This is a genomic window from Pseudomonas sp. UF-293, from assembly GCF_058245595.1.
The window spans coordinates 138,316-164,231 of record NZ_JBSICA010000009.1; the positions used below are offsets into that span (position 1 = coordinate 138,316).

A 25,916-nucleotide genomic window follows, 5' to 3' on the forward strand; every position below is an offset into this window, starting at 1 on the left:
GGCTTACAACGGCTTGACGATAAACAAGCCGTCATCGTGGCCCTCTTCGGAGCCTCCGTAGACTTGTTCGGCCACAGTACGGATCTTGCTGCCACGGGCTTCGAGAATCTGGTCCATGGCCCCGGCGAACCAGCCGGTGAACATGTAATCGACCTTGCGTCCGACCTTGCCGTAGACGTAGACAAACGCCGAGTGCTCGAGCTTGACGCTGGCGGTGCCCTTGTCGAGGTCGATGTCCTGGATCTTGAACAGGCCCCAGCCACGCTGCGACAGGCGCTTCATGTAGTGTTCGAACACCGCGACGCCTTCCAGGCCGTGGCATTCGGCTTCTTTTTCACACCAGTGCCAGGCGGATTTGTAGCCGGCCTTGTAGAGGATCTCGGCATAGGCTTCAGCGCCGAGCACTTCCTCGATGCCCATGTGGTTGTTGACGAAAAAGTGGCGCGGCACATAGAGCATTGGCAGGGCGTCGGAGGTCCAGACACCGGTCTCGCTGTCGACTTCGATTGGCAATTGCGGGGCGATCTTGGCCATGGAAACTTAACTCCAGAAAATTTTGTGTGTTGCCCCCGACGCGGATGGCCGGGGGAAAGGATTCAGAAGTGCGGCGGCTTATTCGCCCCAGACATCTTTCAAGACGTTGACCCAGTTCTCGCCCATGATCTTGCGCACCACACGCTCGGAATGGCCGCGCTTGAGCAGGGTTTCGGTGAGGTTGGGGAATTCGCCGACGGTGCGGATGCCCAGCGGGTTGATGATCTTGCCGAAGCTGGTCAGGCGGCGGGCGTAGCCCTTATCGTGGGTCAGGTATTCGAAGAAGTCCTGGCCGTGGCCCTGAGTGAAATCGGTGCCGATACCGATGGCGTCTTCGCCGACGATGTTCATGGTGTATTCGATGGCTTCGGCGTAATCGTCGATGGTCGAATCGATGCCCTTGGCGAGGAACGGCGCGAACATGGTCACGCCGACAAAACCGCCGTGGTCGGCAATGAACTTCAGTTCTGCGTCGGACTTGTTGCGCGGGTGCTCTTTGAGGCCCGACGGCAAGCAGTGCGAGTAGCAGACCGGTTTTTTCGATTCGAGGATGACTTCTTCGGAGGTCTTGGAACCGACGTGGGACAGGTCGCACATGACGCCCACGCGGTTCATCTCGGCGACGATTTCGCGACCAAAACCCGACAGGCCGCCATCACGCTCGTAGCAACCGGTGCCGACCAGGTTCTGGGTGTTGTAGCACATCTGCACGATACCGACGCCGAGCTGCTTGAACACCTCGACGTAGCCGATCTGGTCTTCGAAAGCGTGGGCATTCTGGAAGCCGAAGAGAATACCGGTCTTGCCCTGCTCCTTGGCGCGACGGATGTCGGCGGTAGTGCGCACCGGCATCACCAGGTCGCTGTTTTCGCGGATCAGTTTCTGGCTGGCAGCAATGTTGTTCACGGTCGCCTGAAAGCCTTCCCACACCGACACAGTGCAGTTGGCTGCCGTCAGACCGCCCTTGCGCATGTCTTCGAACAGCTCGCGGTTCCATTTGGCAATGATCAGACCGTCGATAACGATGCTGTCGGCGTGTAATTCGGCTGGGCTCATCAGGCGTCCCCTTATTGGCGATTCATGCGCCGAATCGTCTGCCGGCGCTTTGGGGCCAGCATATGCCTCGGTGCCGGGGCGACCGGGTGCAAAAACGACAGGGGAATTGCCGAAAGCGTCAATCCGCGACAAAGGGTCGTCGGCCGCCCTCCTCGGCTGGCTGTTCAAGCCCGCGTGCTTGCGCCAGAATCTGCCGCAGCCTGCACCTACCCACGGATTAGAGCGACCCCAATGAAATCGATCTTCCTCGCCCTGGCACTGATTGCGACCGGCGCCCACGCCGCCGAAGAATCCGAGAACAACCCGTGCGATGCGGTGGAAAACGACATCCAGACCCTGGAATGCTCCGCCTACAGCCGTAGCACCGCCGAAGACCTGCTCAAAGACAACTACGCCAGCCTCAACGAACGCATGCAGACCGCTTACGGCAAGAACCCGACGCAACTGGCCGACATCATCGCCAAACTGAAAACCGCCCAGCAGCAGTGGCTGAAGACGCGGGATGCGGATTGCGCGGTGGAAGCGTTCCCGGCCACGGCGGGGAGCAAGGCCTTCACCATTGCGCAGAACGATTGCGTGGCGCGGATGAGTGATGAACGGTCGGAGTTTTTGGAGTCGATCGGGCAAGAATAAACATACAAAGGATAAATCAATGATTCCTCATGAAGTGGTCAGCCAAATGGTTGACGGCGCAACACCGATCCGCGCCTGGCGCGAACATCTCAACCTGACTCAGGAAGAAGTGGCGAAGCGCATGGGCATCTCGCAACCGGCGTTTGCCCAGCAGGAAACAGTCGCCAAACCTCGCAAGGCCACCCGCGAGAAAATCGCCGCCGCGTTCGGCATCACAGCCAGTCAGCTTGAGCTGTAAGCTGCCCTCTTTATTCCAAGGAATTCCCATGAACATCTGCGGCATTGAAATCAAAGGCAGCGAAGCGATCATCGCCGTGGCGGCGCTCGACGGTTCGACGTTGAGCCACGTCCCTCTCGCTACGAAGAAGATTGCTCTGGATGACGATGACGAGGCGGCGAACGTGCGGCGGTTCGCGGCGCAGGTGGCGTCGTTTGTGCGGGAAAACTCGGTGGACCGGATCGCGATCAAGAAGCGCAGCAAAAAGGGCGAGTTTGCCGGTGGGCCGACGACGTTCAAGATCGAGGGCGTGTTTCAACTGCTTGATGGTTGTGAGGTGACGCTGCTGTCGCCGCAGACGATCAACGCGCAGGCCAAGAAGCACAACTTTGAACTGCCGGGGACGTTGAACAAATATCAGCATGAGGCGTACAAAGCGGCGTGTTCGGCGTTGGTGAAGAAGTAAGCGTTTTTCCAGACAATGAAGATCCAATGTGGGAGCGAGCCTGCTCGCGAAAGCGGTGGATCAGTCAATCCTGTATTGACTGACACGCCGTCTTCGCGAGCAGGCTCGCTCCCACATTGGTTTTGGGTACATCCATTCAGGCGTTGGCGGTACGGCGGTCTTCGCGCGGGCAGCGGGCGAAACGCGCGCGATAGCTGCGGGTGAAGTACGACGGCGATTCAAAGCCGCAGGCGATGCTCACTTCAAGCACGCTCATATCGGTCTGGCGCAGCAGCTGCCGGGCCTTTTCCAGTCTCAGGCGCAGATAGAAGTTGCTCGGCGTATCGTTCAGGTGCAGCCGGAACAAACGCTCCAGCTGCCGCCGGGTCACCTTGATCGATTCCGCCAGTTGCAGCGTGGTCAGCGGCGGCTCGCTGTGCTGCTCCATCTCGCCGATCACCTGTACCAGTTTCTTATTGCTGATGCCGTAACGCGTGGCGACTTCCATGCGCTGGTGATCCTTGCGCGGGCGAATGCGCCCCAGCACAAACTGCTCGCTGACCTGAATCGCCAGTTGCGGGCCGTGGGCCTGGGCGATCAGGTCGAGCATCAGATCAATCGAGGCCGTTCCTCCCGCCGAGGTGATCCGCCGCCGATCAATCTCGAACAGCTCCTGGGTCACGCTGAGCTGTGGATAAGACTCCTTGAACGCATCGATCGCCTCCCAGTGCAGGGTCAGGCGATGGCCATCGAGCAGGCCCGCTTCAGCGAGGACGAAGCTGCCGGTGTCGATGGCGCCGAGGGTCACGCCGTCCTTGTCCAGCCTGCGCAACCAGTGCTCCAGCGTCGGCGTGACGAACTTCAGCGGTTCGAAGCCGGCCACCACCAGCAAGGTCGCGCCTTTCTTCAGCGGCTCCAGCGCCGCATCGGCGTTGACCGACATGCCGTTGCTCGCCAGTACCGCGCCGCCATCGGCGCTGAGCACATGCCAGCGGTACAACTCGCCGCGAAAGCGGTTGGCCACGCGCAACGGTTCGATCGCGGAAATAAAGCCGATGGCGGAGAACCCCGGCATCAGCAAAAAGTAGAAATCCTGGGACATGGGCGCACTCGGTTGGCGGGTCGCGTGGCTCGTTCATACGCCGATTATCGGCGGCGTTCAAGCATGCAGGTCGCTACAGTGCAAATGCCAGTCGCCGCAGTGCGCTTTCACGGGCGCATAGCTGCGTAACTTGGCCTCACCGGCGCGCAGATGCCGGGAACCACAATAATCGAACTGCCGAGGAACCCGACATGAAACGACTGATCAGCAGCTGCGTTCTTGCACTCAGCGGTACCGCTTTTTTCAGCACCGGCGTAATGGCGGCCGAACCCGCCTCCTGCAAGAACGTACGCATGGGCGTGGTCAACTGGACTGACGTGATCGCCACCAGTGCCATGACCCAGGTCCTGCTTGACGGCCTCGGCTACAGCACCAAACAGACCAGCGCCTCGCAGCAGATCATCTTCGCCGGGATTCGCGATCAGCGCCTGGACCTGTTCCTCGGCTACTGGAACCCGCTGATGACCCAGACCATCACGCCGTTCGTCGAGGCCAATCAGGTGAAAGTGCTCGAAGCACCTAGCCTGAAAGACGCCCGTGCCACCCTCGCCGTGCCGACCTATCTGGCTGACAAGGGGCTGAAAACCTTCGCCGACATCGCCAAGTTCGAGAAGGAACTGGGCGGCAAGATCTACGGCATCGAGCCAGGCTCCGGCGCCAACACGCAGATCAAGGCGATGATCGCCAAGAACCAGTTTGGTCTGGGCAAATTCCAGCTGGTCGAATCGAGCGAGGCCGGCATGCTCGCCGCCGTCGATCGCGCCGTGCGCCGCAAGGAAGCCGTAGTGTTCTTCGGTTGGGCGCCGCACCCGATGAACGTCAACATTCAGATGACCTATCTGACCGGCAGCGAAGACGCCCTCGGCCCGAACGAAGGCATGGCCACGGTGTGGACGGTCACGTCACCGAAGTACGCCGAGCAATGCCCGAACATCGGCCGCCTGCTGGCCAACCTGACGTTCACCGCCGAAGCCGAGAGCCGGATGATGCAGCCGCTGCTCGATCATAAAGATGCCTTCGAATCGGCCAAGCAATGGCTCAAGGACCACCCTGAAGACAAACAGCGCTGGCTTGAAGGTGTGACGACTTTCGATGGCAAACCGGCTGCTGAAAACCTCCAGCTGACCAGCAAATAACCTTTTATTGAACCCCCCTCTCCCAGATGGGAGAGGCAACTGAACCACGCTTCGCAGCCCCGCCACGGGCTGCGGACAGACCCATCACGCCTGAAGGAAACGGATCATGAACCACGACGTCATCATCACCTGCGCACTCACCGGTGCTGGCGACACGACCGCCAAGAGCCCACACGTGCCGGTCACTCCGAAACAGATTGCCGCTGCAGCGGTGGAAGCCGCCAAGGCCGGCGCCACCGTCGTGCACTGCCATGTCCGTGATCCGCAGACCGGCAAGTTCAGCCGTGACGTGGCGCTGTACCGCGAAGTGATGGAGCGCATCCGCGAGGCGGACGTCGACATCATCGTCAACCTCACCGCCGGGATGGGCGGCGATCTGGAAATCGGCGCTGGCGAGAAGCCGATGGAGTTCGGCCCGAACACCGATCTGGTCGGCCCGCTGACCCGTCTCGCCCATGTTGAAGAACTGCTGCCGGAAATCTGCACCCTCGATTGCGGCACGCTGAACTTCGGCGACGGCGACACCATTTACGTCTCCACCCCGGCGCAACTGCGCGCCGGCGCCAAGCGCATCACCGAGCTGGGGGTGAAGGCCGAGCTGGAAATTTTCGACACCGGGCATCTGTGGTTCGCCAAGCAGATGATCAAGGAAGGCTTGCTCGACAACCCGCTGTTCCAGCTGTGCCTGGGCATCCCGTGGGGCGCACCGGCCGACACCACCACCATGAAAGCCATGGTCGACAACCTGCCCGGAGACGCGGTGTGGGCCGGATTCGGCATTGGCCGCATGCAGATGCCGATGGCGGCGCAAGCGGTGCTGCTCGGCGGCAACGTGCGGGTCGGGCTGGAGGACAACCTGTGGCTGGACAAAGGTGTGCTGGCGACCAACGGCCAATTGGTTGAACGCGCCACGGAAATCCTCAGCCGCCTCGGTGCGCGCGTGCTCACACCGGCAGAAGGCCGCAAGAAAATGGGCCTGACCCAGCGCGACTGATCCATCACCCATTTCACCTGTAGGAGCTGCCGAAGGCTGCGATCTTTTGACTTTGATTTTTTAAAGCAAGATCAAAAGATCGCAGCCTTCGGCAGCTCCTACAGGGCTCTTCGAACTCTTCAGGACATCACCATGCGCTTTATCACCGAAATCAAAACCTTCGCCGCTCTGGGCAGCGGTGTCATCGGCAGTGGCTGGGTCGCCCGCGCCCTCGCCCATGGCCTCGATGTAGTGGCCTGGGACCCGGCGCCCGGCGCTGAAGCGGCGTTGCGCCAACGTGTGGCCAATGCGTGGGGCGCGCTGGAGAAAAACGGTCTGGCGCCGGGCGCTGCGCAGGATCGCCTGCGCTTTGTCGCCACCATCGAGGAGTGCGTGCGCGATGCCGACTTCATTCAGGAAAGCGCCCCGGAACGTCTGGAGCTGAAACTCGATCTGCACAGCAAAATCAGCGCAGCGGCCAAGCCCAATGCGCTGATCGGTTCGAGCACGTCGGGACTGTTGCCGAGCGAATTCTACGAGAGCTCGACGCACCCTGAACGCTGCGTGGTCGGACACCCGTTCAACCCGGTTTACCTGCTGCCGCTGGTGGAAGTGGTCGGCGGCAAAAACACCGCGCCGGAGGCGGTGCAAGCGGCGATGCAAGTCTACCAATCGCTCGGCATGCGCCCGTTGCATGTGCGCAAGGAAGTGCCGGGTTTCATTGCTGATCGCCTGCTCGAAGCGCTGTGGCGCGAGGCGCTGCACCTGGTCAATGACGGTGTCGCGACAACCGGCGAAATCGACGATGCGATTCGCTTTGGCGCCGGTTTGCGCTGGTCGTTCATGGGCACGTTCCTGACCTACACCCTCGCCGGCGGCGATGCCGGCATGCGCCACTTCATGTCGCAATTTGGCCCGGCGTTGCAGTTGCCGTGGACGTATCTGCCAGCGCCGGAGCTGACCGACAAGTTGATTGATGATGTGGTCGATGGCACCACTGATCAGCTCGGTCGGCACAGCATTTCGGCGCTGGAGCGCTATCGTGATGATTGCTTGCTGGCGGTGCTCGAGGCTGTGAAAACCACCAAGGAAAAGCATGGAATGAGTTTCAGCGAATAGACCTTGCAGAGCTCTTCCGGCCCCTTCGCGAGCAGGCTCGCTCCCACAGGTAAACGCATTTTAATGTGGGAGCGAGCCTGCTCGCGAAGACGGCAGTCCAGTCATCAATGTTGGAACCGAGACCATGCCCCACCTCACCACCTACCAGACCACCATCATCCCCGACTGGGTCGACTACAACGGCCACCTGCGCGATGCCTTCTACCTGCTGATCTTCAGCTACGCCACCGACGCGCTGATGGACCGCCTCGGCATGGACAGCAGCAACCGCGAAGCCAGCGGCCATTCGCTGTTCACCCTCGAGCTTCACCTCAATTATCTGCACGAAGTGAAGCTCGACACCGAGGTCGAAGTACGCACGCAAATCATCGGCCACGACAGCAAGCGCCTGCACCTCTACCACAGCCTGCACAAGGTCGGCGACGAGCAAGCGCTGGCCGGCAACGAACAGATGCTTCTGCACGTTGACCTCGTTGGCCCGCGCGCGGCGCCGTTCAGCCCCGATACGTTGCATCGCCTGCAAGCCATCGTCGCGGATCAAACCGACCTGCCCGCCCCCGCTTACATTGGCCGCGTGATTGCGCTGCCACCCGCCCGGTAAATCCGCCACCGCCAAGGAGCCGCCATGAACACCGCCGTCGCTGTCGCCGATTTTCGTACTTATCCGTTGATCAGCGCGCTGCGTGGCGTGCAGGGTCTGGCGGATCGCGTTGTCATCGAATGGGCTGACGGTCGTGTCAGCCCGTTTCACCACGTATGGCTGCGCGACAATTGCCCATGTGATCAATGTGTCTACAGCGTCACTCGCGAGCAGGTTTTCGAGAGCGTCGATGCCGCCGAGGATTTGCAACCGCTGGCCACGCGCGTCGACACCGATGGCTGCCTGCGCATCGACTGGCAGGACGGTCACCTCAGCCGCTTCGACCCGGGCTGGTTGCGCGCTCACGCCTATGACGATCAATCCCGCGCCGAACGCCTGGCCGGCAAACCGCAGCCCCGTTTGTGGCACAGCGATCTGCAATTGCCGGTGTTCGAGTACACAGCGCTGATGAACGACAACGCTGCGCTGCTGCAATGGTTGCTCGCCGTGCGTGACGTCGGCCTGACCCAAGTGCGTGGCGTGCCCACCGAGCCGGGTTCGCTGAAGCTCATCGCGCAGCGGATTTCCTTCATCCGCGAAAGCAATTTCGGCGTGCTGTTCAATGTGCAATCCAAAGCCGACGCCGACAGCAACGCATACACCGCCTTCAACCTGCCATTGCACACGGATTTGCCGACTCGCGAGCTGCAACCGGGGCTGCAATTTCTGCATTGCCTGGTGAATGATGCCGAGGGTGGCGAGAGCATTTTCGTCGATGGTTTTGCGATCGCCGACGCCTTGCGTCAGGAGGAGCCGCAGCTGTTTGAGGCCCTGTGTGAAATCCCCGTGGAATTTCGCAACAAGGACCGGCACAGCGACTATCGCTGCCTGGCGCCGATCATCGCTGTGGATGCGCTGGGCCGGGTGGCGGAGATTCGCATGGCCAACTTCCTGCGCGGGGCGTTCGATACGTCGCAGGCGCAGATGCCGTTGCTGTATCGAGCCTATCGACGCTTTATTGCGATGACCCGCGAACCGCGGTTTCGGCTGATGCAGCGGCTCAAGCCGGGCGAGTTGTGGTGCTTTGACAACCGCCGCACGCTGCATGCGCGCAACGCCTTTGACCCAGCCACCGGGGCGCGGCATTTTCAGGGCTGCTATGTCGACCGGGATGAGTTGTTGTCGCGGATTCTGGTGTTGCAACGTTGAACCGCGTCATCGTTCTTCGCGAGCAGGCTCGCTCCCACAGGGGTACGCATTCCAAAGTGGGAGCGAGCCTGCTCGCGAAAGCGTCAGCGGGAACAACAAATCTCTGACTGATTCACAGGCAAAAAAAACTCCGATCAAGCCGTGACAGGATCGGAGCTGAGGAGGGTACTGTTGAGGAGCTGCCAGGCGAGGGTGACCAAACCTTCGTGAAGCGAGCTGGGGCCAGTGTGCCTAGTCGCCAATCCAGTCGGTTAGCCGAAAACGACCTGTTCATAGTCGTCCCGGCCACTGCGACAAAACGCCCTTGCCGCGTCCGGTCGGGGCCACCAGAATCGAGCCAAGACCTCCGTTGCCACAGAAGGATTTGCGTAATGATGTACGCCGATTTGATTGACCAGGAAGATCTGTTGGGCCAGCTCAAGGCCTTGGGTATTCAGGTACCGAGCGGCACCACCGCCGAGCAGGCCTGCGAGTGCGCGGTACGTGGCCTGGATAATGTTCGCGCATTCGAACTGCGCAAGATGGTCAAGGACATGTACACCAGCGGCGCCAGCATTCAGCCTGCGGTGCGTCAGGCGATCGACAAGCAATTGTTGCCCGCCCTCTCGGATTATCAGCAGTCCCACAGCGCCTGAGAAAAGATCAAAAAATCGCAGCCTTCGGCAGCTCCTACAGGGGAACGTATTCCAAATGTAGGAGCTGCCGAAGGCTGCGATCTTTTGCTTTACAGCCTTACGCTGGCAAACGTCGACTCATTGCGCGCCTGGCTCAGCGCCGACATCGGCCCCGACAGCGGCGACATCACGATGGCCTGCGGCAGCGGCAGCATGGCTACCTGCTGGGTGGTGTTGGAACCGACGCGCTCGTCACGCGGCGGGATGCCGAAGTACTCGCGGTAGCACTTGGAGAAGTGCGGCGTGGAGACGAAACCACACACCGACGCCACTTCGATGATCGACATCGGCGTCTGCTTGAGCAGTTGCCGGGCGCGGATCAGGCGCAGCTTCAGGTAATAGCGCGACGGCGAGCAGTGCAGGTATTTCTGGAACAACCGCTCCAGCTGTCGACGCGACACCGCGACATACACCGCCAGTTCATCCAGATCGATCGGCTCTTCCAGATTGGCTTCCATCAGCGCGACGATTTCCTGCAGCTTCGGCTGATTGGTGCCGAGCATGTGCTTGAGCGGCACGCGCTGGTGATCCTGTTCATTGCGGATGCGCTCGTAGACGAACATTTCCGAGATCGCTGCCGACAGTTCACGACCGTGATCGCGGCTGATCAGGTGCAGCATCATGTCCAGCGGCGCGGTGCCGCCGGAGCTGGTGAAGCGGTTGCGGTCGAGGGTGAACAGGCGTGTGCTCATGGCCACGCGCGGGAAGGCTTCCTGCATTGCCGCCAGGCATTCCCAGTGCACGCTGCAATCGAAGCCGTCGAGCAGACCGGCGCAGGCCAGCGCCCAACTGCCGGTGCACACCGCGCCCAGGCGCTTGGACTGTCGCGCCTGGCTCTGCAGCCACGAGACGTGTTCACGGGTCACGGTGCGTTGAATGCCGATCCCGCCGCAGACAATAACGGTGTCCAGTTGCGGTGCTTTGTGCATGGAGGCGTCGGGAGTGATCTGCAGACCGTCACTGGCCCAGACCTGGCCGCCATCGACGGTGAGGGTGCTCCAGCGATACAGCTCGCGACCGGACAATTGGTTGGCCATGCGCAGCGGCTCAACGGCGGACGCCAGGGAAATCAGCGTGAAATTGTCCAGCAGCAGAAAGCCGATGGATTGAGGCGCACGGTTCTGGGGTTGGGCCCCGGAGTTGAACGACGTCATCGCGGTATCTCCTCACACAAAGCGGGTGGTGGCCTCAGGCGGAGGCTCTTGTTATTGCCCGCGTCTCACAGAGAAAGCAGGCTTTGTTATGACAGAGCAATTGCCGTGCCTGAAATTGGACGGCCATTCAATAACTCCTGAAAACGACCTCGCGACGCGTCTATATGAGACCTCGGAACATGCCATTTCGAAGTGCCATCAAGCGCCACGACAGCCCTGCTGCGCAGCCTGTGAGCAGATCGGTAGCACTTGTGGGAACTGGCCTGCAGAGGATTTGCGCAGAGTGTCACCGCAAGCACGGACGACGGACGGTCGAGTAACGACCAACAAGTCACGACGGACAATGGCGCTTGTCTGATTGCGACGCGCCAAAAGGTGGCGCGGCTGGATTGGGGTGTTCTTTTGTTGAGCAGTTTTGACTGGTCTGGCGCCTTCGCGAGCAGGCTCGCTCCCACATTGGAATCTGGGGTCCACAAATAGTGTGTTCACTGGAGATCTATTGTGGGAGCGAGCCTGCTCGCGAAGAATCCACCTCGGTGTAGCTGGCTCAGCACTCAACCGCGCTGACCGCCAACCCACCGCGCGAAGTTTCCTTATATTTGTCATGCATATCGGCGCCGGTATCGCGCATGGTGCGGATCACCCGGTCCAGCGAGATAAAGTGCTGACCGTCGCCACGCAGGGCCATTTGCGCCGCGTTGATAGCTTTCACTGCGGCGATCGCATTGCGCTCGATGCACGGCACTTGCACCAGCCCGCCGACCGGGTCGCAGGTCAGGCCCAGATTGTGTTCCAGGCCGATTTCCGCCGCGTTGCACAACTGCTCAGGGGTAGCGCCGAGAATCTCCGCCAGCCCCGCCGCTGCCATCGCGCAGGCCGAACCGACCTCGCCCTGGCAACCGACCTCCGCACCCGATATAGAAGCATTCTTCTTGCACAAAATACCGACTGCCGCCGCGCCGAGGAAATAGTCGACGACGTTGGCGTCAGTGACTGCCTCGCTGAATTTCATGAAGTAGTGCAGCACGGCCGGGATGATCCCCGCCGCGCCATTGGTCGGCGCGGTAACCATGCGCCCGCCGGCGGCGTTCTCTTCATTGACGGCCAGAGCGAACAAATTGACCCACTCCATCGCGCTCAGGGTCGAGCCGATGACATTCGGTTTGTTCAGCTCTTGCAGGCTGCGGTGCAACTTCGCCGCACGACGCCGCACGTTCAAGCCGCCGGGGAGAATGCCTTCGTGCTTGAGGCCTTGCTCGACGCAATCCTGCATCGCCCGCCACAGTTTCATCAGGCCGGCGCGGATTTCTTCTTCGCTGCGCCAGACCTTTTCGTTGGCCATCATCAGTTCGGCGACGCGCAGGTTGTGCGTTTTGCATAACTGCAGCAGCTCGACCGCGCTGGAGAAATCGTAGGGCAATTCAGTGCGATCCAGATCGACCACACCGCTGGCCGCTTGCGCCTGATCAACGACAAAGCCGCCTCCGACCGAATAGTAGGTGTCACGGTGCAGCTCACCGAACTCGCCTTCGGCTACCAGCGTCATGGCGTTGGGATGGAACAGCAGGTTTTCATCGATCAGGCGCATGTCCCGCGCCCAGATAAACGGCACCGCCAGGCGGCCATCCAATAAAAGCGTATGGGTTTCGCGCAGCGCCTGAATGCGCGGGCCGATCTGCGTCGGGTCGATTGCGTCCGGCCACTCGCCCATCAGGCCCATGATCACCGCGTTGTCGCTGCCGTGACCGATGCCGGTGGCGGAAAGCGATCCGAACAACTGCACCTCGATGCGCTGCACCTTCTCCAGTTGATGCTTACCGCGCAGCGACTCGACGAACAGTGCGGCGGCGCGCATCGGCCCGACGGTGTGGGAACTGGAAGGGCCGATGCCGATTTTGAACAGGTCGAAAACGCTGATAGCCATTGCTGCGAAGCTCCTGAGAATACCGGTCCGGGCGGCAAAAGCGCCCGCTGGCGGAGCTGCTACGCTCAAGCTGCGATCCGCCGAATGCCGGCATCATCGGGCTTTTGTCGGCGCGCTCGGCGTCTGACACCGACGCAGTCATGTCCAGCAGCGTCGTTACGTTTTCGCCCCGCAAATACGCCGTTTTTATGCCGTTGAGCAGGTCATCGAGGGCGGAAAAAAGCTGTAAGCGACGTCACCGACACTGGAAGCGACCATCCCTGTACTGGATACGACCCTCCCTGTAGGCGTCAGATTTTCACTGGTACATGATCGGGATGACTCGATTGCAAGGCGCTGCGGTAGAGCTGTCTTCAGAACGCCACCAACCGCAACCCATAAGTGCGGTGGTCCACAGTCGGAACACTGCCAAAAAAAACACCAAGGAGTCCATCCATGAAAGGTTCCCCGTCGTTGTTGTTGGCCGCCCTGTTGAGTCTGCCGTTACTGGCGCAAGCCGCAGAACCGGCACAGTGCAGCCTCGTTAACTTCTCCGATGTCGGCTGGACCGACATCACCGCCACCACCGCTACCACTTCCGTTGTTCTCAACGCCCTCGGCTACAAGACCAAGACCACCATGATCTCCGTGCCCGTGACCTACAAGTCGCTGGCCGACGGCAAGAACATGGACGTGTTTCTCGGTAACTGGATGCCGACCATGGAGAACGACATCAAGCCGTATCGCGATGCCGGCACCGTCGACACCGTGCGCACCAACCTCAAGGGCGCCAAATACACCCTCGCCGTGCCGCAAGCCCTCTACGACAAAGGCCTGCACGACTTCGCCGACATCGCCAAATTCAAGAAAGAGCTCGACGGCAAGATCTACGGCATCGAGCCGGGCAACGACGGCAACCGGCTGATCCAGAGCATGATCGACAAGGACGCCTTCGGCCTGAAAACCGCTGGCTTCAAGATCGTCGAATCTTCCGAGGCCGGCATGCTCTCGCAAGTCGACCGGGCGCAGAAGCGCGACACTGCCGTGGTCTTTCTCGGCTGGGCACCGCACCCGATGAACAAGCGCTTCAAGATTCAATACCTGACCGGCGGCGACGATTTCTTCGGCCCCGATTTCGGCGCAGCCACTGTGGCGACCAACACCCGCAAGGGTTATGCCGAAGAATGCAGCAATGTCGGTCAGTTGTTGAAAAACCTGGAGTTCACCGTCGACATGGAAAGTGAACTGATGGGCAACATCCTCGACGACAAGATGAAGCCTGACGCGGCCGCCAAGGCCTGGCTGAAAAAGAATCCACAGGTGCTCGATACCTGGCTCGCTGGCGTGACCACCATTGACGGTAAACCAGGCCTGGAGGCCGTGAAAGCCAAGCTCGCGCCTTGATTTGAGGAGCATCGCTTATGCCGGGCAGGCGTGCCTGCCCGGGCTGTTAATTTCCTTGCATGCGGACGTTCACTACCATGCTGATTGATCAGAAAATACCTTTAGGCCAGTACATCGCGGGCTTCGTCGAATGGTTGACGCAACACGGCGCCAACACCTTCGACGCAATCGCCGTGACACTGGAAACGATGATCCACGGCGTGACGTTTGCGCTGACCTGGTTCAACCCACTGGTGCTGATTGGCCTGATTGCCATCATTGCCCATCTGATTCAACGCAAGTGGGGCCTGACCGCGTTCGTGGTCGCCTCGTTCCTGCTGATCCTCAACCTGGGTTACTGGCAGGAAACCATGGAAACCCTCGCCCAGGTGCTGTTCGCCACCCTGGTCTGCGTGTTGATCGGCGTGCCGCTGGGCATCGTCGCCGCGCACAAACCGATGTTCTACACCATGATGCGGCCGGTGCTCGATCTGATGCAGACCGTACCGACCTTCGTTTACCTCATTCCTACCCTGACCCTCTTCGGGCTGGGTGTGGTTCCGGGCCTGATCTCCACGGTGGTCTTCGCCATCGCGGCGCCGATCCGCCTGACCTACCTGGGCATCCGCGATGTCCCGCAAGAACTGATGGACGCCGGCAAGGCCTTCGGCTGCTCGCGTCGCCAGCTACTCTCACGGATCGAACTGCCGCACGCCATGCCGAGCATCGCGGCCGGCATCACCCAGTGCATCATGCTGTCGCTGTCGATGGTGGTGATCGCGGCACTGGTCGGCGCCGACGGACTCGGCAAACCGGTGGTCAACGCACTGAACACTGCTGATATTGCGCTGGGCTTCGAAGCAGGCCTGGCAATCGTACTGCTGGCGATCATGCTCGACCGTATCTGCAAACAACCCGACGCTAAAGTAGGGGGTGACGCATGAGCATAATTCGCTTCGAAGACGTCGACGTAATCTTCTCCAAAGACCCGCGCGAGGCACTCAAGCTGCTTGATCAGGGCATGACCCGCAACGAGATCCTGAAGAAGACCGGTCAGATCGTCGGCGTGGAAAAAGCCACGCTGGACATCAACAAAGGCGAGATCTGCGTGCTGATGGGCCTCTCCGGCTCGGGCAAGTCGAGCCTGCTGCGCTGCATCAACGGCCTCAACACCGTGAGCCGTGGCAAGCTGTTCGTCGAGCATGAAAACCGTCAGATCGACATCGCGTCCTGCACGCCCGCCGAGCTGAAGATGATGCGCACCAAGCGCATTGCCATGGTCTTTCAGAAATTCGCCCTGATGCCGTGGCTGACGGTGCGCGAAAACATCAGTTTCGGTCTGGAAATGCAGGGTCGACCGGAGAAGGAACGCAAGAAACTGGTCGACGAGAAACTCGAACTGGTTGGCCTGACCCAATGGCGCAACAAGAAGCCGGACGAACTCTCTGGCGGCATGCAGCAGCGCGTCGGCCTCGCCCGTGCGCTGGCCATGGACGCCGATATCCTGCTGATGGACGAACCGTTCTCGGCCCTCGACCCGCTGATCCGCCAGGGTCTGCAGGACGAACTGCTGGAGCTGCAGCGCAAGCTGAGCAAGACCATCGTGTTCGTGAGCCACGACCTCGATGAAGCGCTCAAATTGGGTAGCCGCATCGCGATCATGAAGGACGGTCGGATCATCCAGTACAGCGTGCCGGAAGAAATCGTCCTCAACCCGGCGGACGACTATGTGCGCACCTTCGTCGCCCACACCAACCCGCTCAACGTGCTCTGCGGTCGCAGCCTGATGCGCACGCTGGACAAGTGCAAACGCATCAACGGCTCGGTGTGCCTCGATCCGGGCGGCGACTCGTGGCTGGACCTGGCCGAAGGCAACACCATCAAAGGCGCACGGCAGAACGGTTCAGTACTCAACCTGCAGAACTGGGCACCGGGGCAAGCGGTGGAAGGCCTGGAACGCAAGCCGACGCTGGTCGACTCGAACATCGGCATGCGTGACGCGCTGCAGATCCGTTATCAGACCGGCAACAAGCTGGTGCTGCACGATAACAATCATGTGGTGGGGATTCTGGGCGACAGCGAGTTGTATCACGCGTTGCTGGGCAAGAATCTGGGCTAAGAACCCCAGACACAAAAACGCCGCGAGAGGATCGCGGCGTTTTTTTTTGAAGATCAAAAGATCGCAGCCTTCGGCAGCTCCTACAGGGGGAATGCGATTTATGTAGGAGCTGCCGAAGGCTGCGATCTTTTAGAGGAACAACGCGGTGCTTCAGACTGAAACACCGCGCCCATGCAGTTTAGCTATACACCCGGCCAAGGAGCTGCCGATGGCTTTCAAACTGATCCAGCACATCCCGGGTGATCTGCTCCGGGGTGAAGCCCATCAAGTCGTAATCCTGGCTGCCGTTGTGCAGATACACCTCGGCCCGGTAGTAACGCTGACGCGCTTCATCCGCTTGCGCCGATTCAGTCGGGGTCGCCAGATAACCCTCCAGGCTCACCTCGTAAACGAAAGGGTTGCCCTCTTCCATCTCGACCCGCACGCCCATGCAGCGCTTGGCCTTGCCCAACAGCGTCTGCACTTCGATGCCCTGATTGCGCAATTGCGCCGCTGCATCTTCCAGCGCCGGGGTGACGTGTTTGTCCATGAAGCGCTGCACCACCGATTGGCTCGGCTGCAGATCCAGTTGCGTCAGGCGCTCACTGAAACCACGGCGCCCACGCTCGGCCAGCTGCGCTTGCTCCTGCTCGATCTGCACGTCCTGGCGCATCGCCTTGTGCAGGCCGAACATGAAGCAGATCAGCACCACCGAGAACGGCAGGCCGGCCAGCACCACCATGGTCTGCATGGCTTCGAAGTTGCCGGCAAACAACAGGCCGATGGTCACCAGCGTGATCACCACCGACCAGAAGATCCGCAGCCAGTGCGGCGCGTCTTCGTCGACGTTGCCGCCCTTGCAGGAAAGATTCGCCATCATCACCGCGCCGGAGTCGGCCGGGGTCAGGAACAGCACAAAGCCGACAAAGATCGACACCCCGATGACGACTTTCGACGCAGGGTAATGCTCAAGCAACTGATAGATCGCCATCGACGGCTGTTCCAGCGCCGTCTTGCCCAGCTCCACCGCGCCCTGATTCATCACCAGATCCAGCGCCGAGTTGCCGAAGATCGACAGCCACGCCAAGGTGAAGCCCAGCGGAATCAGCAGCACGCCAGCGACCAGTTCACGCACGCTGCGGCCACGGGAAATCCGTGCGATGAACATGCCCACGAATGGCGCCCAGGAAATCCACCACGCCCAGTAGAACAGCGTCCACAGGCCAAGCCAGCGGTCGGACTTGGCGCTGTCGCCTTCATAGACGTACAGGTCGAAGGTCTTCAGCACCACGCCGTTGAGGTAGTCGCCGATGTTCTGCACGAAGCCGTTGAGCAGGTGCAAAGTCGGGCCGAACAGCAGGACGAAAATCAGCAGGCCGCTGAACAGCACGATGTTCAGGTTGGACAGACGACGGATGCCGTTTTCCACACCGGACACAGCGGCGATGGTCGCCACGGTGCTCATGACGATGATGACGATCAGCAGGTTGGTGTTGCTGTGCTCCATGCCGAACAGGTTTTCCAGCCCGGACGACACTTGCAGCGAGCCAATCCCCAGGTTGGTCACCAGACCCAGCAGGGTCACGAACATGCCGAAGCCGTCCACTGCGTGACCGGCCGCGCCTTTGACCCAACGCTCGCCGACCAGCGGATACAGCGCCGAACGCAGCGCCAGTGGCTGGTTATGCCGATAGGCGAAATACGCCACGGCCAGACCGACCAACGCGTAGATCGCCCAGCCGTGCAGGCCCCAGTGCAGGAAGGTAAGTTGCACTGCCTGACGCGCGGCCAGATTGCTGGCCGAGGTGCCTTCCGGCGGATTGAAGTAGTGATCCAGCGGCTCGGACGCGCCGAAGTACAACAGCGAAATGCCGATGCCCGATGAGAACAGCATCCCCGCCCAGGCGCCGTAGCTGAAATCCGGGGTGTCGTCCTTGCTGCCCAGTTTGAGTTTGCCGTACGAGGAAAACGCCAGACCGACCACAAACACCAGATAGGCGGCGATCACCACCATGTAGTACCAGCCGAAGCTGCGCGACAACCAGGCCTGGGCCATCCCCAACATTCTGCCGGCCTCTTGCGGGGCGATGATCAGAATGGCGGTCAACAACAGAATCAGCGCGGTCGAGGTGTAGAACACCCAACCGTTGACCGTCACCTTCTCGGGCGGGGTCTTTATTAGCGAGGCAGAACTCATGGCACAAATGCTCCAGGCAGTGCGAGAGAAGAACACAAGGCATCACGGAACCCGACCAATCGGTTAGTTGGCAGCCGACCGGCGGGTGATATAAAGACACTCCGAAAAAAGCCCGAACCTGCCGAAATGGCGTTGCGTATTCGCTTTCGTGGCCAGAGGCGACGGACGTTCATCCGAAACCTGGCCCCGAGCGTCTTGCCCTTTCAACACGTCCATCGAATCGCGAACCGCGCCATGCCCCACGCAGGTTTCGAGCCGTTTCAGGTGTCGGTTTTTATCGTCATCACACGTAGGAATTTTCTGTAGGCAGCGACGAATTGTCGCAGATCTTATTCTTTGTTGATTGAACGTTCAATCAAAACAAAATAGACTGGCCCTCAATCCGATCGGCGTCATTCGCCCCTCGGAAGGCCTAAGGAGATGTGCAAGATGCCCAAGGTCGGTATGCAACCCATCCGCCGCCAACAACTGATCGAAGCCACTTTGCAGGCGGTCGATCAGGTCGGAATGGGGGACGCCAGCATTGCGCTGATCGCCCGTTTGGCCGGTGTCTCGAATGGCATCATCAGTCATTACTTTCAGGACAAGAACGGCCTGATCGCCGCCACGATGCGGTACCTGATGACCGCCCTCAGCGAGAGCGTCACCGCGCGCCGTCAGGCGCTGGCAGATGACAGCCCACGGGCGCATCTGCAGGTGATCATCGAAGGCAACTTCGACGCCAGCCAGGTCAATGGCCCGGCAATGAAAACCTGGCTGGCCTTCTGGGCCACCAGCATGCACCAGCCGTCTTTGCACAGGTTGCAGCGGATCAACGATCACCGTCTGTATTCCAACCTGTGCTGCCAGTTCCGCCGTGTGCTGCCGCTCGAAGATGCGCGCAGCGCCGCCCGGGGTCTGGCAGCGTTGATTGACGGCTTGTGGTTGCGCGGCGCGCTGTCGGGAGACGCTTTCGACACGGCGCAGGCGCAACAGATCGCTTACGAATACATGGATTTCCAATTGGCCAAGAAGGTGAGCTAGAGCACAGAGAAAATGCTCGGCCCCTGAATTCCACCGCAGCGTGATCGCGGTGGTCAACGCCAACCACCAATGCACTTGCGAGGACACTATGGCCCGTTTCGAACTGCAAAAACTCTACATCGATGGCGCGTACACCGACGCCGGCAGCGACGCCACCTTCGAAGCCATCAACCCGGCGAACGGTGAAGTCCTCGCACTGGTGCAACGTGCGACCAAAGACGACGTCGAGCGCGCCGTGGTCAGCGCCGAAAAGGGCCAGAAAATCTGGGCCGCGATGACCGCCATGGAGCGTTCGCGCATCCTGCGTCGCGCCGTTGACATCCTGCGCGAGCGCAACGATGAGCTGGCCGCGCTGGAAACCCTGGACACCGGCAAATCCTTCTCCGAAACCAAGTACGTCGACATCGTCACCGGCGCTGACGTGCTGGAATACTACGCAGGCCTGGTGCCCGCCATCGAAGGCGAGCAGATCCCGCTGCGTGACACTTCTTTCGTTTACACCCGTCGCGAACCGCTGGGCGTAGTCGCCGGTATCGGTGCCTGGAACTACCCGATCCAGATCGCCCTGTGGAAATCCGCTCCAGCCCTGGCGGCCGGTAACGCGATGATCTTCAAGCCAAGCGAAGTCACCTCGCTGACCACTCTGAAACTGGCCGAGATCTACACCGAAGCCGGTGTGCCGAACGGCGTGTTCAACGTCCTGACCGGCAGCGGCCGTGAAGTCGGCACCTGGCTGACCGAGCACCCGCGCATCGAAAAAATCTCCTTCACCGGCGGCACCGACACCGGCAAGAAGGTGATGGCCAGCGCTTCGGCATCGTCGCTCAAAGACGTGACCATGGAACTGGGCGGCAAGTCGCCGCTGATCATCTGCGACGACGCCGATCTCGATCGCGCTGCCGACACCGCGATGATGGCCAACTTCTACAGCTCCGGTCAGGTCTGCACCAACGGCACTCGCGTGTTCGTACCGGCGCACCTGAAAGCCGCTTTTGAAGCCAAGATCGTTGAGCGCGTTGCCCGCATCCGCGTCGGCAACCCGGAAGACGAGAACACCAATTTCGGCCCGCTGGTCAGCTTCCCGCACATGGAAAGCGTGTTGGGTTACATCGCCAAGGGTAAAGAAGAAGGCGCACGCGTGCTGTGCGGCGGCGGTCGTCTGACCGACGGCGAATTCGCCAAAGGCGCGTTCGTTGCGCCAACCGTATTCACCGACTGCACCGACGACATGACCATCGTGCGCGAAGAAATCTTCGGCCCGGTGATGGCGATCCTCTCCTACGAAACCGAAGAAGAAGTGATCCGCCGCGCCAACGATACCGACTTCGGCCTGGCCGCCGGTATCGTCACCAAAGACCTGAACCGCGCTCACCGCGTGATTCATCAACTGGAAGCCGGTATCTGCTGGATCAACGCCTGGGGCGAGTCCGACGCGAAAATGCCGGTCGGCGGCTACAAGCAGTCGGGCGTGGGCCGTGAGAACGGCATCAGCTCGCTGAACAACTTCACCCGCATCAAATCGGTACAGGTCGAGCTGGGCGATTACGTTTCGGTGTTCTAAGACCCGAGATTTGCGTTGCCCGCGAAGGCCTCTTCGCGAGCAGGCTCGCTCCCACCTTGAAAATATTTCTCCTGTGGGAGCGAGCCTGCTCGCGAATCGAGTGCGCAGCACTCGTCTAGAGCCGACCTGACCACTATCAAAGAGGGTGCATTCAATGTCCCAAGAATTCGATTACATCATCATCGGTGCCGGCTCGGCCGGTAACACCCTGGCGACCCGTCTGACTGAAGACGAAGGCGTCACCGTTCTGCTGCTCGAAGCCGGGGGGCCGGACTACCGCCTCGACTTCCGCACGCAGATGCCCGCTGCGCTGGCGTTCCCGCTGCAGGGGCGTCGCTACAACTGGGCCTACGAAACCGATCCAGAGCCACACATGGACGGTCGCCGGATGGAGTGCGGTCGCGGCAAGGGCCTTGGCGGTTCGTCGCTGATCAACGGCATGTGCTACATCCGTGGCAACGCCATGGACTACGACGGCTGGGCGAAACTGCCGGGCCTGGAAGATTGGTCGTACCTCGATTGCCTGCCGTATTTCCGCAAAGCCGAAACCCGTGACATCGGCCCGAACGATTACCACGGTGGCGACGGCCCGGTCAGCGTGACCACGCCGAAAGCCGGCAACAACCCGCTGTTCCACGCCATGGTTGAAGCCGGCGTGCAGGCCGGTTATCCGCGCACCGAAGACCTCAACGGTTACCAGCAGGAAGGCTTCGGTCCTATGGACCGCACCGTGACACCGAATGGCCGCCGTGCTTCCACCGCCCGTGGCTACCTCGACATCGCCAAGAAGCGTTCGACCCTGACCATCGTCACACACGCCCTGACCGACAAGATTCTCTTTGAAGGCAAGCGTGCGGTCGGCGTGCGTTACCTGATCGGTGACGCTGAGGAACGTGTTGAAGCCAAGGCGCGCAAGGAAGTCCTGCTGTGCTCCGGCGCCATCGCTTCGCCGCAGATTCTGCAGCGCTCCGGTGTCGGCCCGGCGAAACTGCTGGAAAGCCTCGACATCCCGGTGGTCCACGATCTGCCGGGCGTCGGTGAAAACCTGCAGGATCACCTTGAGCTGTACCTGCAATACGCCTGCACCCAACCGGTTTCGCTGTATCCGTCGCTGCTCTGGTACAACCAGCCGGCGATCGGTGCCGAGTGGCTGTTCAACGGCACCGGCATCGGCGCCAGCAACCAGTTCGAGGCCGGCGGTTTCATTCGTTCGCGTCCGGAATTCGAATGGCCGAACATCCAGTACCACTTCCTGCCGGTGGCGATTAACTACAACGGCAGCAACGGTGTGAAAGAGCACGGTTTCCAGGCGCACATGGGCTCCATGCGCTCGCCGAGCCGTGGCCGCGTCCAGGTCAAATCCAAGGATCCGCGTCAGCACCCGAGCATCCTGTTCAACTACATGGCCACCGAGCAGGACTGGCAGGAATTCCGCGACGGCATCCGCCTGACCCGCGAAATCATGCAGCAGCCGGCCCTCGACGCGTTCCGCGGCCGCGAAATCAGCCCGGGCATCGACGTGCAAAGCGATGAACAGCTCGACAAGTTCATCCGCGAGCACGCCGAAACCGCGTTCCACCCGTCCTGCTCGTGCAAGATGGGCACCGACGAGATGGCCGTGGTCGATGGCGAAGGTCGTGTGCACGGCATGCAGAGCCTGCGCGTGGTCGATGCTTCGATCATGCCGATCATCACCACCGGCAACCTCAACGCGCCGACGATCATGATGGCCGAGAAAATCGCCGACAGGATCCGTGGCCGCAAGCCGCTGCCGCGCAGCAACGCTGCGTACTACGTAGCGAACGGCGCGCCGGTGAAGGGCAAGCCGATGCGGGATATCACCCCGGTTGCTCAGTAAGTCGTAAGACCGAGGCGCGGCCTTCGCGAGCAGGCTCGCTCCCACACGGGATCTGTGGCATTCACAAATCCCCTGTGGGAGCGAGCCTGCTCGCGAAGAGGCCCTCACAGTCAATAGACAATTCCCTGCTCCACAGTAAAACCCCCTACACCCCCTCTTCACTTGATCCTACCCCCACGCAGGCCTACTCTAGACCTCGCGCAACCGTTTCATCCCTCCCCGCTGTCGCCATGCCGCAACTCCATTACAAGGAGGTTCCCGAATGTTCGATTTCCACCCCCAGCTCAAGCAGCGCTTTGCTGCCTTGCGCACGGGCGCTGAATTTTTTTCTCTGCGGTATGTGCGCGAGTCCGGGCAGTTCCTGTCGGTGCGCAAGAACGTCGCCGAACCGCCGAGCCTGAGCCGCGATGAAGGGGCGATGCTCACCGTACGCGTCAATGGCGTCGAAGCCTACGCGGCGACCAATGACCTCTCGCAACAAGGCCTGCAAGCCGCCCTCGACCGCGCCGAGCAACAGGCCCGCCGCCTCAAGCCGCACGCCTTGCTCGATCTGCGCGAGCAGCCGCTTTCCAGCGACCGCGCGGATTATTTTTCGCCTAACCTCGAACAGCCCTTCCCGTCCCTGAGCGAATGCTTCGATCTGCTCGGTGCGGAATCCGCCGCGGTGCCCAAGGATGAGCGTCTGGTCAATTGGCAGGTGAGCATCGGCATCACCCATGTCGAGCAGATCTACCTGAGCAGCGCCGGCGCTGAATTGCGTCAGGCCCAGCGCTTCGTTTATCCAAGCCTCGACGTCACCGCTTACGACGGCAACGACAGCCAGACCCGCAGCCTCGGCCGCGAGAACTTCGGCCAACAGGGTGGCGCCGATGTCATCAGCCGCTGCGGCCTGGTCGGTGCCGGTCCGCAAGTCGCCGATCAGGCCCTGCAACTGCTGCTCGCGCCGAACACGCCGCAAGGCCCGCGCGACCTGCTGCTGATGCCCGATCAGATGATGCTGCAGATCCACGAATCCATCGGTCACCCGCTGGAGCTCGACCGCATTCTCGGCGACGAGCGCAATTACGCCGGCACCAGTTTCGTCAAGACCGGCGATTTCGGCAGCCTGCAATACGGCTCGAACCTGCTCAACGTAACTTTCGATCCGGGCATCCCGGAAGAACTCGCCAGCTACGGCCATGACGACGACGGCACTGCGGCGAGCAAACAATTCCTGATTCGTGACGGCCTCTTGCTGCGGCCGCTGGGCGGAGCATTGTCGCAATATCGCGCCGGCCTCGACGGTGTTGCCAACAGCCGCGCCTGCGGCTGGAACCGACCGCCGATCGACCGCATGGCCAACCTCAACATCGAGCCGGGCGATCAGACGCTGGAGCAGATGATCGGCGGTATCGAGCACGGCATTCTGATGAGCACCAACCGTTCGTGGTCGATCGACGATGCGCGCAACAAATTCCAGTTCGGCTGCGAATGGGGCCAGTTGATCGAGCATGGTGAACTCAAAGGCGTGGTGAAAAATCCCAACTACCGGGCCATTTCCGCGCACTTCTGGAAGAGCCTGCGCGCCGTCGGCGATGCCAACACCGTCAAGGTGCTGGGCACGCCGAACTGCGGCAAGGGCGAACCGAACCAGGTGATTCGCGTCGGCCACGCTTCGCCGGCCTGCGTATTCAGCAACATTGATGTGTTTGGGGGAGACGCCTGATGAGCATTTCGAAGCGTCAGTCCGACGCCTTCAAGGTCATGGTCAACTGGCTGCGCGACAGCGTGCGCGAGCCGGAACAGTTCACGCTCAGCTACGCCGCCGAAGCCTCGGCGTTCGTGCGCTTCAATCACGCCAAGGTGCGTCAGGCCGGGCAAGTGCAACAGGCCAACGTCGGCCTGAAACTGATCGACGACGGTCGCCACGCCGACCTCCAGATCACCTTGTCCGGGGATCAGGAAGCCGATCTGCAACGGCTCGCCGAGGGCCTGCAACAACTGCGCGAAACCCTGCCGCTGCTGCCGCAGGATCCGTACCTGTTGCTCAATCACAACAGCTGGCAGAGCACGCACGTACAAGCACATCCGCTGCCGGACACGGAAGATGTCGTCGGGCAAATCTGCGCCGCCGCTGAAGGTCTCGATCTGGTCGGTTTTTATGCTGCCGGCCCGATCAGCCGCGGTTTCGCCAGTTCTGCCGGCGCGTTCGGCTGGCATGAAGCCAACAGCTTCAATTTCGACTTCAGCCTGTTCCACGCAAACGGCGAAGCGGTGAAGGCCAGCTATGCCGGGCACGACTGGAGCGACGATGGTTTCGCCCGGCGTTTCGCCCAGGCCCGCGAACAGCTGGAGTTTCTCGGCCGACCGTTACGCACTTTGGCACCGGGACAGTACCGCGCCTATCTGGCACCGGCGGCGCTGGAAGAAATCATGGGCATGCTCAGTTGGGGCGGGTTTTCCGCGCAGTCGATTGCCAGCAAGAGCAGCCCGCTGCAGAAGCTCTATGTCGGCGATCAGGCGTTCAGCCCGCTGCTGTCGCTGGATGAAAAAGTCAGCGAATCCCTGAGTCCGGCGTTTTCCGCCGAGGGTTATCCGCGCAGCGATCTGCGTCTGATCATCGAAGGCCGGGCCGGCGATCAACTGGTCGGCTCGCGCAGCGCCGCCGAATATGGTCTGGCGGCGAACGGTGCGGGTGGCGGCGAGATGCCCAGCGCATTGAACATGGCCGCCGGTGATCTGTCGCAAGCAGAGATCCTCAAGCAGTTGGGCACCGGCCTGTACATCAGCAACCTGTGGTACCTGAACTACTCGGATCAACCGGCGGCACGCATGACCGGCATGACCCGCTTCGCGACCTTCTGGGTCGAGAACGGCGAGATTCAGGCGCCGGTCAGCACCATGCGTTTCGACGACAGCGCCTATAACCTGCTCGGTTCGCAGCTGGAAGCGTTGACCACCGAACGCGAATTGCTGCTGTCGGCCAGTACCTACAGCCAGCGCAATACCTCGTCAGCACTGTTGCCGGGGGCACTGGTCAGCCGACTCACGCTGACGCTGTAAATGCAAAACCTGTGGGAGC

General features: G+C 61.0%; 22 protein-coding genes and 1 pseudogene. 17 read left to right on the forward strand and 6 right to left on the reverse strand.

Annotation, left to right across the window (positions count from 1 at the left end; genetic code table 11):
* Nucleotides 1-3 precede the first annotated feature (3 nt).
* Together AC4IHP_RS12845 and AC4IHP_RS12850 are read right to left on the reverse strand one after the other, a co-directional pair.
* A complete protein-coding gene (locus tag AC4IHP_RS12845; RefSeq protein WP_039757633.1) occupies nt 4-534 on the reverse strand; it encodes a 4-vinyl reductase in 531 nt (176 codons plus the stop codon).
* Between the two features lie 78 nt (nt 535-612).
* Complete coding sequence (locus tag AC4IHP_RS12850; protein ID WP_007962626.1) at nt 613-1,590, reverse strand: dipeptidase; 978 nt, start codon at nt 1,588-1,590, stop codon at nt 613-615.
* 231 nt (nt 1,591-1,821) lie between these two features.
* Between AC4IHP_RS12850 and AC4IHP_RS12855 the strand changes: the two genes are divergently transcribed.
* The 3 genes and pseudogenes from AC4IHP_RS12855 to AC4IHP_RS12865 all read left to right on the forward strand — a co-directional run bounded on the left by AC4IHP_RS12855 (nt 1,822) and on the right by AC4IHP_RS12865 (nt 2,906).
* The gene (locus tag AC4IHP_RS12855) at nt 1,822-2,223 is read left to right on the forward strand and encodes a lysozyme inhibitor LprI family protein (RefSeq protein ID WP_490831841.1); all 402 of its coding nucleotides are present in this window, start codon (nt 1,822-1,824) and stop codon (nt 2,221-2,223) included.
* 10 nt (nt 2,224-2,233) lie between these two features.
* Nucleotides 2,234-2,461: pseudogene (locus AC4IHP_RS12860) on the forward strand (helix-turn-helix domain-containing protein); the annotation flags it as partial.
* 28 nt (nt 2,462-2,489) lie between these two features.
* Nucleotides 2,490-2,906, forward strand: a complete 417-nt coding sequence (locus AC4IHP_RS12865; RefSeq protein ID WP_016772815.1) for a DUF3010 family protein — start codon at nt 2,490-2,492, stop codon at nt 2,904-2,906.
* 136 nt (nt 2,907-3,042) lie between these two features.
* Here the strand turns inward: AC4IHP_RS12865 and AC4IHP_RS12870 are convergent, their stop codons facing one another.
* Nucleotides 3,043-3,987 carry a GlxA family transcriptional regulator gene (locus AC4IHP_RS12870; protein WP_460121969.1) on the reverse strand — a complete coding sequence of 315 codons (945 nt, stop codon included), beginning with the start codon at nt 3,985-3,987 and terminating at the stop codon, nt 3,043-3,045.
* A 191-nt stretch (nt 3,988-4,178) separates the two neighbouring features.
* Between AC4IHP_RS12870 and AC4IHP_RS12875 the strand changes: the two genes are divergently transcribed.
* From AC4IHP_RS12875 to AC4IHP_RS12900, 6 genes are all read left to right on the forward strand, one after another.
* Nucleotides 4,179-5,123, forward strand: coding sequence for a choline ABC transporter substrate-binding protein (locus AC4IHP_RS12875; protein ID WP_490831842.1), 945 nt, complete (start codon nt 4,179-4,181; stop codon nt 5,121-5,123).
* A gap of 106 nt (nt 5,124-5,229) precedes the next feature.
* Nucleotides 5,230-6,117 (forward strand): 3-dehydrocarnitine:acetyl-CoA trimethylamine transferase CdhC, encoded by an 888-nt coding sequence (cdhC, locus tag AC4IHP_RS12880; RefSeq protein ID WP_460121971.1) that lies wholly within the window; start codon nt 5,230-5,232, stop codon nt 6,115-6,117.
* Between the two features lie 132 nt (nt 6,118-6,249).
* Nucleotides 6,250-7,215: an L-carnitine dehydrogenase gene (locus AC4IHP_RS12885; protein WP_490831843.1), complete on the forward strand. Its 966-nt coding sequence runs from the start codon at nt 6,250-6,252 to the stop codon at nt 7,213-7,215.
* Between the two features lie 124 nt (nt 7,216-7,339).
* Nucleotides 7,340-7,816: a thioesterase family protein gene (locus tag AC4IHP_RS12890; protein ID WP_490831844.1), complete on the forward strand. Its 477-nt coding sequence runs from the start codon at nt 7,340-7,342 to the stop codon at nt 7,814-7,816.
* A gap of 24 nt (nt 7,817-7,840) precedes the next feature.
* A complete protein-coding gene (locus AC4IHP_RS12895; RefSeq protein WP_490831845.1) occupies nt 7,841-9,004 on the forward strand; it encodes a gamma-butyrobetaine dioxygenase in 1,164 nt (387 codons plus the stop codon).
* 371 nt (nt 9,005-9,375) lie between these two features.
* Entirely contained in the window at nt 9,376-9,639 is a 264-nt protein-coding gene (locus tag AC4IHP_RS12900) for a hypothetical protein (protein WP_016772808.1), read from the forward strand.
* 89 nt (nt 9,640-9,728) lie between these two features.
* Here AC4IHP_RS12900 and gbdR read toward each other — a convergent pair whose 3' ends face one another.
* Together gbdR and AC4IHP_RS12910 are read right to left on the reverse strand one after the other, a co-directional pair.
* Nucleotides 9,729-10,832, reverse strand: a complete 1,104-nt coding sequence (gbdR, locus tag AC4IHP_RS12905) for a choline metabolism transcriptional regulator GbdR (protein WP_129997777.1) — start codon at nt 10,830-10,832, stop codon at nt 9,729-9,731.
* Between the two features lie 547 nt (nt 10,833-11,379).
* Entirely contained in the window at nt 11,380-12,756 is a 1,377-nt protein-coding gene (locus AC4IHP_RS12910) for an L-serine ammonia-lyase (RefSeq protein WP_490831846.1), read from the reverse strand.
* Between the two features lie 435 nt (nt 12,757-13,191).
* Between AC4IHP_RS12910 and AC4IHP_RS12915 the strand changes: the two genes are divergently transcribed.
* The 3 genes from AC4IHP_RS12915 (at nt 13,192) to choV (ending at nt 16,237) form a co-directional block, all read left to right on the forward strand.
* Nucleotides 13,192-14,139 carry a choline ABC transporter substrate-binding protein gene (locus AC4IHP_RS12915; RefSeq protein WP_016772806.1) on the forward strand — a complete coding sequence of 316 codons (948 nt, stop codon included), beginning with the start codon at nt 13,192-13,194 and terminating at the stop codon, nt 14,137-14,139.
* Between the two features lie 77 nt (nt 14,140-14,216).
* Entirely contained in the window at nt 14,217-15,062 is an 846-nt protein-coding gene (choW, locus tag AC4IHP_RS12920) for a choline ABC transporter permease subunit (protein ID WP_016772805.1), read from the forward strand.
* Nucleotides 15,059-16,237 (forward strand): choline ABC transporter ATP-binding protein, encoded by a 1,179-nt coding sequence (gene choV / locus AC4IHP_RS12925; protein WP_016772804.1) that lies wholly within the window; start codon nt 15,059-15,061, stop codon nt 16,235-16,237. The genes choW and choV overlap by 4 nt, the downstream gene beginning before the upstream one ends.
* 178 nt (nt 16,238-16,415) lie before the next feature.
* Here the strand turns inward: choV and AC4IHP_RS12930 are convergent, their stop codons facing one another.
* The gene (locus tag AC4IHP_RS12930; protein ID WP_490831867.1) at nt 16,416-18,356 is read right to left on the reverse strand and encodes a BCCT family transporter; all 1,941 of its coding nucleotides are present in this window, start codon (nt 18,354-18,356) and stop codon (nt 16,416-16,418) included.
* Between the two features lie 486 nt (nt 18,357-18,842).
* On the opposite strand from AC4IHP_RS12930, the gene betI reads away from it, so the two are divergent.
* The 5 genes from betI (at nt 18,843) to AC4IHP_RS12955 (ending at nt 25,897) form a co-directional block, all read left to right on the forward strand.
* Nucleotides 18,843-19,436, forward strand: coding sequence for a transcriptional regulator BetI (betI, locus tag AC4IHP_RS12935; RefSeq protein ID WP_008085771.1), 594 nt, complete (start codon nt 18,843-18,845; stop codon nt 19,434-19,436).
* An 88-nt stretch (nt 19,437-19,524) separates the two neighbouring features.
* Nucleotides 19,525-20,997: a betaine-aldehyde dehydrogenase gene (betB, locus tag AC4IHP_RS12940; protein WP_122706818.1), complete on the forward strand. Its 1,473-nt coding sequence runs from the start codon at nt 19,525-19,527 to the stop codon at nt 20,995-20,997.
* A gap of 154 nt (nt 20,998-21,151) precedes the next feature.
* Complete coding sequence (betA, locus tag AC4IHP_RS12945; protein ID WP_490831847.1) at nt 21,152-22,855, forward strand: choline dehydrogenase; 1,704 nt, start codon at nt 21,152-21,154, stop codon at nt 22,853-22,855.
* A gap of 262 nt (nt 22,856-23,117) precedes the next feature.
* Complete coding sequence (locus AC4IHP_RS12950; RefSeq protein ID WP_490831848.1) at nt 23,118-24,560, forward strand: TldD/PmbA family protein; 1,443 nt, start codon at nt 23,118-23,120, stop codon at nt 24,558-24,560.
* Nucleotides 24,560-25,897: a TldD/PmbA family protein gene (locus AC4IHP_RS12955; RefSeq protein WP_490831849.1), complete on the forward strand. Its 1,338-nt coding sequence runs from the start codon at nt 24,560-24,562 to the stop codon at nt 25,895-25,897. Before AC4IHP_RS12950 ends, AC4IHP_RS12955 begins: the two co-directional genes overlap by 1 nt.
* The last annotated feature ends 19 nt before the right edge of the window (nt 25,898-25,916 follow it).

What these genes read in the sequence shown, in the direction of transcription:
- AC4IHP_RS12845 (WP_039757633.1), bottom strand. Translation starts at nt 534, where the DNA reads ATGGCCAAGATCGCCCCGCAATTGCCAATCGAAGTCGACAGCGAGACC.
- AC4IHP_RS12850 (WP_007962626.1), bottom strand. Translation starts at nt 1,590, where the DNA reads ATGAGCCCAGCCGAATTACACGCCGACAGCATCGTTATCGACGGTCTG.
- AC4IHP_RS12855 (WP_490831841.1), top strand. Translation starts at nt 1,822, where the DNA reads ATGAAATCGATCTTCCTCGCCCTGGCACTGATTGCGACCGGCGCCCAC.
- AC4IHP_RS12865 (WP_016772815.1), top strand. Translation starts at nt 2,490, where the DNA reads ATGAACATCTGCGGCATTGAAATCAAAGGCAGCGAAGCGATCATCGCC.
- AC4IHP_RS12870 (WP_460121969.1), bottom strand. Translation starts at nt 3,987, where the DNA reads ATGTCCCAGGATTTCTACTTTTTGCTGATGCCGGGGTTCTCCGCCATC.
- AC4IHP_RS12875 (WP_490831842.1), top strand. Translation starts at nt 4,179, where the DNA reads ATGAAACGACTGATCAGCAGCTGCGTTCTTGCACTCAGCGGTACCGCT.
- cdhC (WP_460121971.1), top strand. Translation starts at nt 5,230, where the DNA reads ATGAACCACGACGTCATCATCACCTGCGCACTCACCGGTGCTGGCGAC.
- AC4IHP_RS12885 (WP_490831843.1), top strand. Translation starts at nt 6,250, where the DNA reads ATGCGCTTTATCACCGAAATCAAAACCTTCGCCGCTCTGGGCAGCGGT.
- AC4IHP_RS12890 (WP_490831844.1), top strand. Translation starts at nt 7,340, where the DNA reads ATGCCCCACCTCACCACCTACCAGACCACCATCATCCCCGACTGGGTC.
- AC4IHP_RS12895 (WP_490831845.1), top strand. Translation starts at nt 7,841, where the DNA reads ATGAACACCGCCGTCGCTGTCGCCGATTTTCGTACTTATCCGTTGATC.
- AC4IHP_RS12900 (WP_016772808.1), top strand. Translation starts at nt 9,376, where the DNA reads ATGATGTACGCCGATTTGATTGACCAGGAAGATCTGTTGGGCCAGCTC.
- gbdR (WP_129997777.1), bottom strand. Translation starts at nt 10,832, where the DNA reads ATGACGTCGTTCAACTCCGGGGCCCAACCCCAGAACCGTGCGCCTCAA.
- AC4IHP_RS12910 (WP_490831846.1), bottom strand. Translation starts at nt 12,756, where the DNA reads ATGGCTATCAGCGTTTTCGACCTGTTCAAAATCGGCATCGGCCCTTCC.
- AC4IHP_RS12915 (WP_016772806.1), top strand. Translation starts at nt 13,192, where the DNA reads ATGAAAGGTTCCCCGTCGTTGTTGTTGGCCGCCCTGTTGAGTCTGCCG.
- choW (WP_016772805.1), top strand. Translation starts at nt 14,217, where the DNA reads ATGCTGATTGATCAGAAAATACCTTTAGGCCAGTACATCGCGGGCTTC.
- choV (WP_016772804.1), top strand. Translation starts at nt 15,059, where the DNA reads ATGAGCATAATTCGCTTCGAAGACGTCGACGTAATCTTCTCCAAAGAC.
- betI (WP_008085771.1), top strand. Translation starts at nt 18,843, where the DNA reads ATGCCCAAGGTCGGTATGCAACCCATCCGCCGCCAACAACTGATCGAA.
- betB (WP_122706818.1), top strand. Translation starts at nt 19,525, where the DNA reads ATGGCCCGTTTCGAACTGCAAAAACTCTACATCGATGGCGCGTACACC.
- betA (WP_490831847.1), top strand. Translation starts at nt 21,152, where the DNA reads ATGTCCCAAGAATTCGATTACATCATCATCGGTGCCGGCTCGGCCGGT.
- AC4IHP_RS12950 (WP_490831848.1), top strand. Translation starts at nt 23,118, where the DNA reads ATGTTCGATTTCCACCCCCAGCTCAAGCAGCGCTTTGCTGCCTTGCGC.
- AC4IHP_RS12955 (WP_490831849.1), top strand. Translation starts at nt 24,560, where the DNA reads ATGAGCATTTCGAAGCGTCAGTCCGACGCCTTCAAGGTCATGGTCAAC.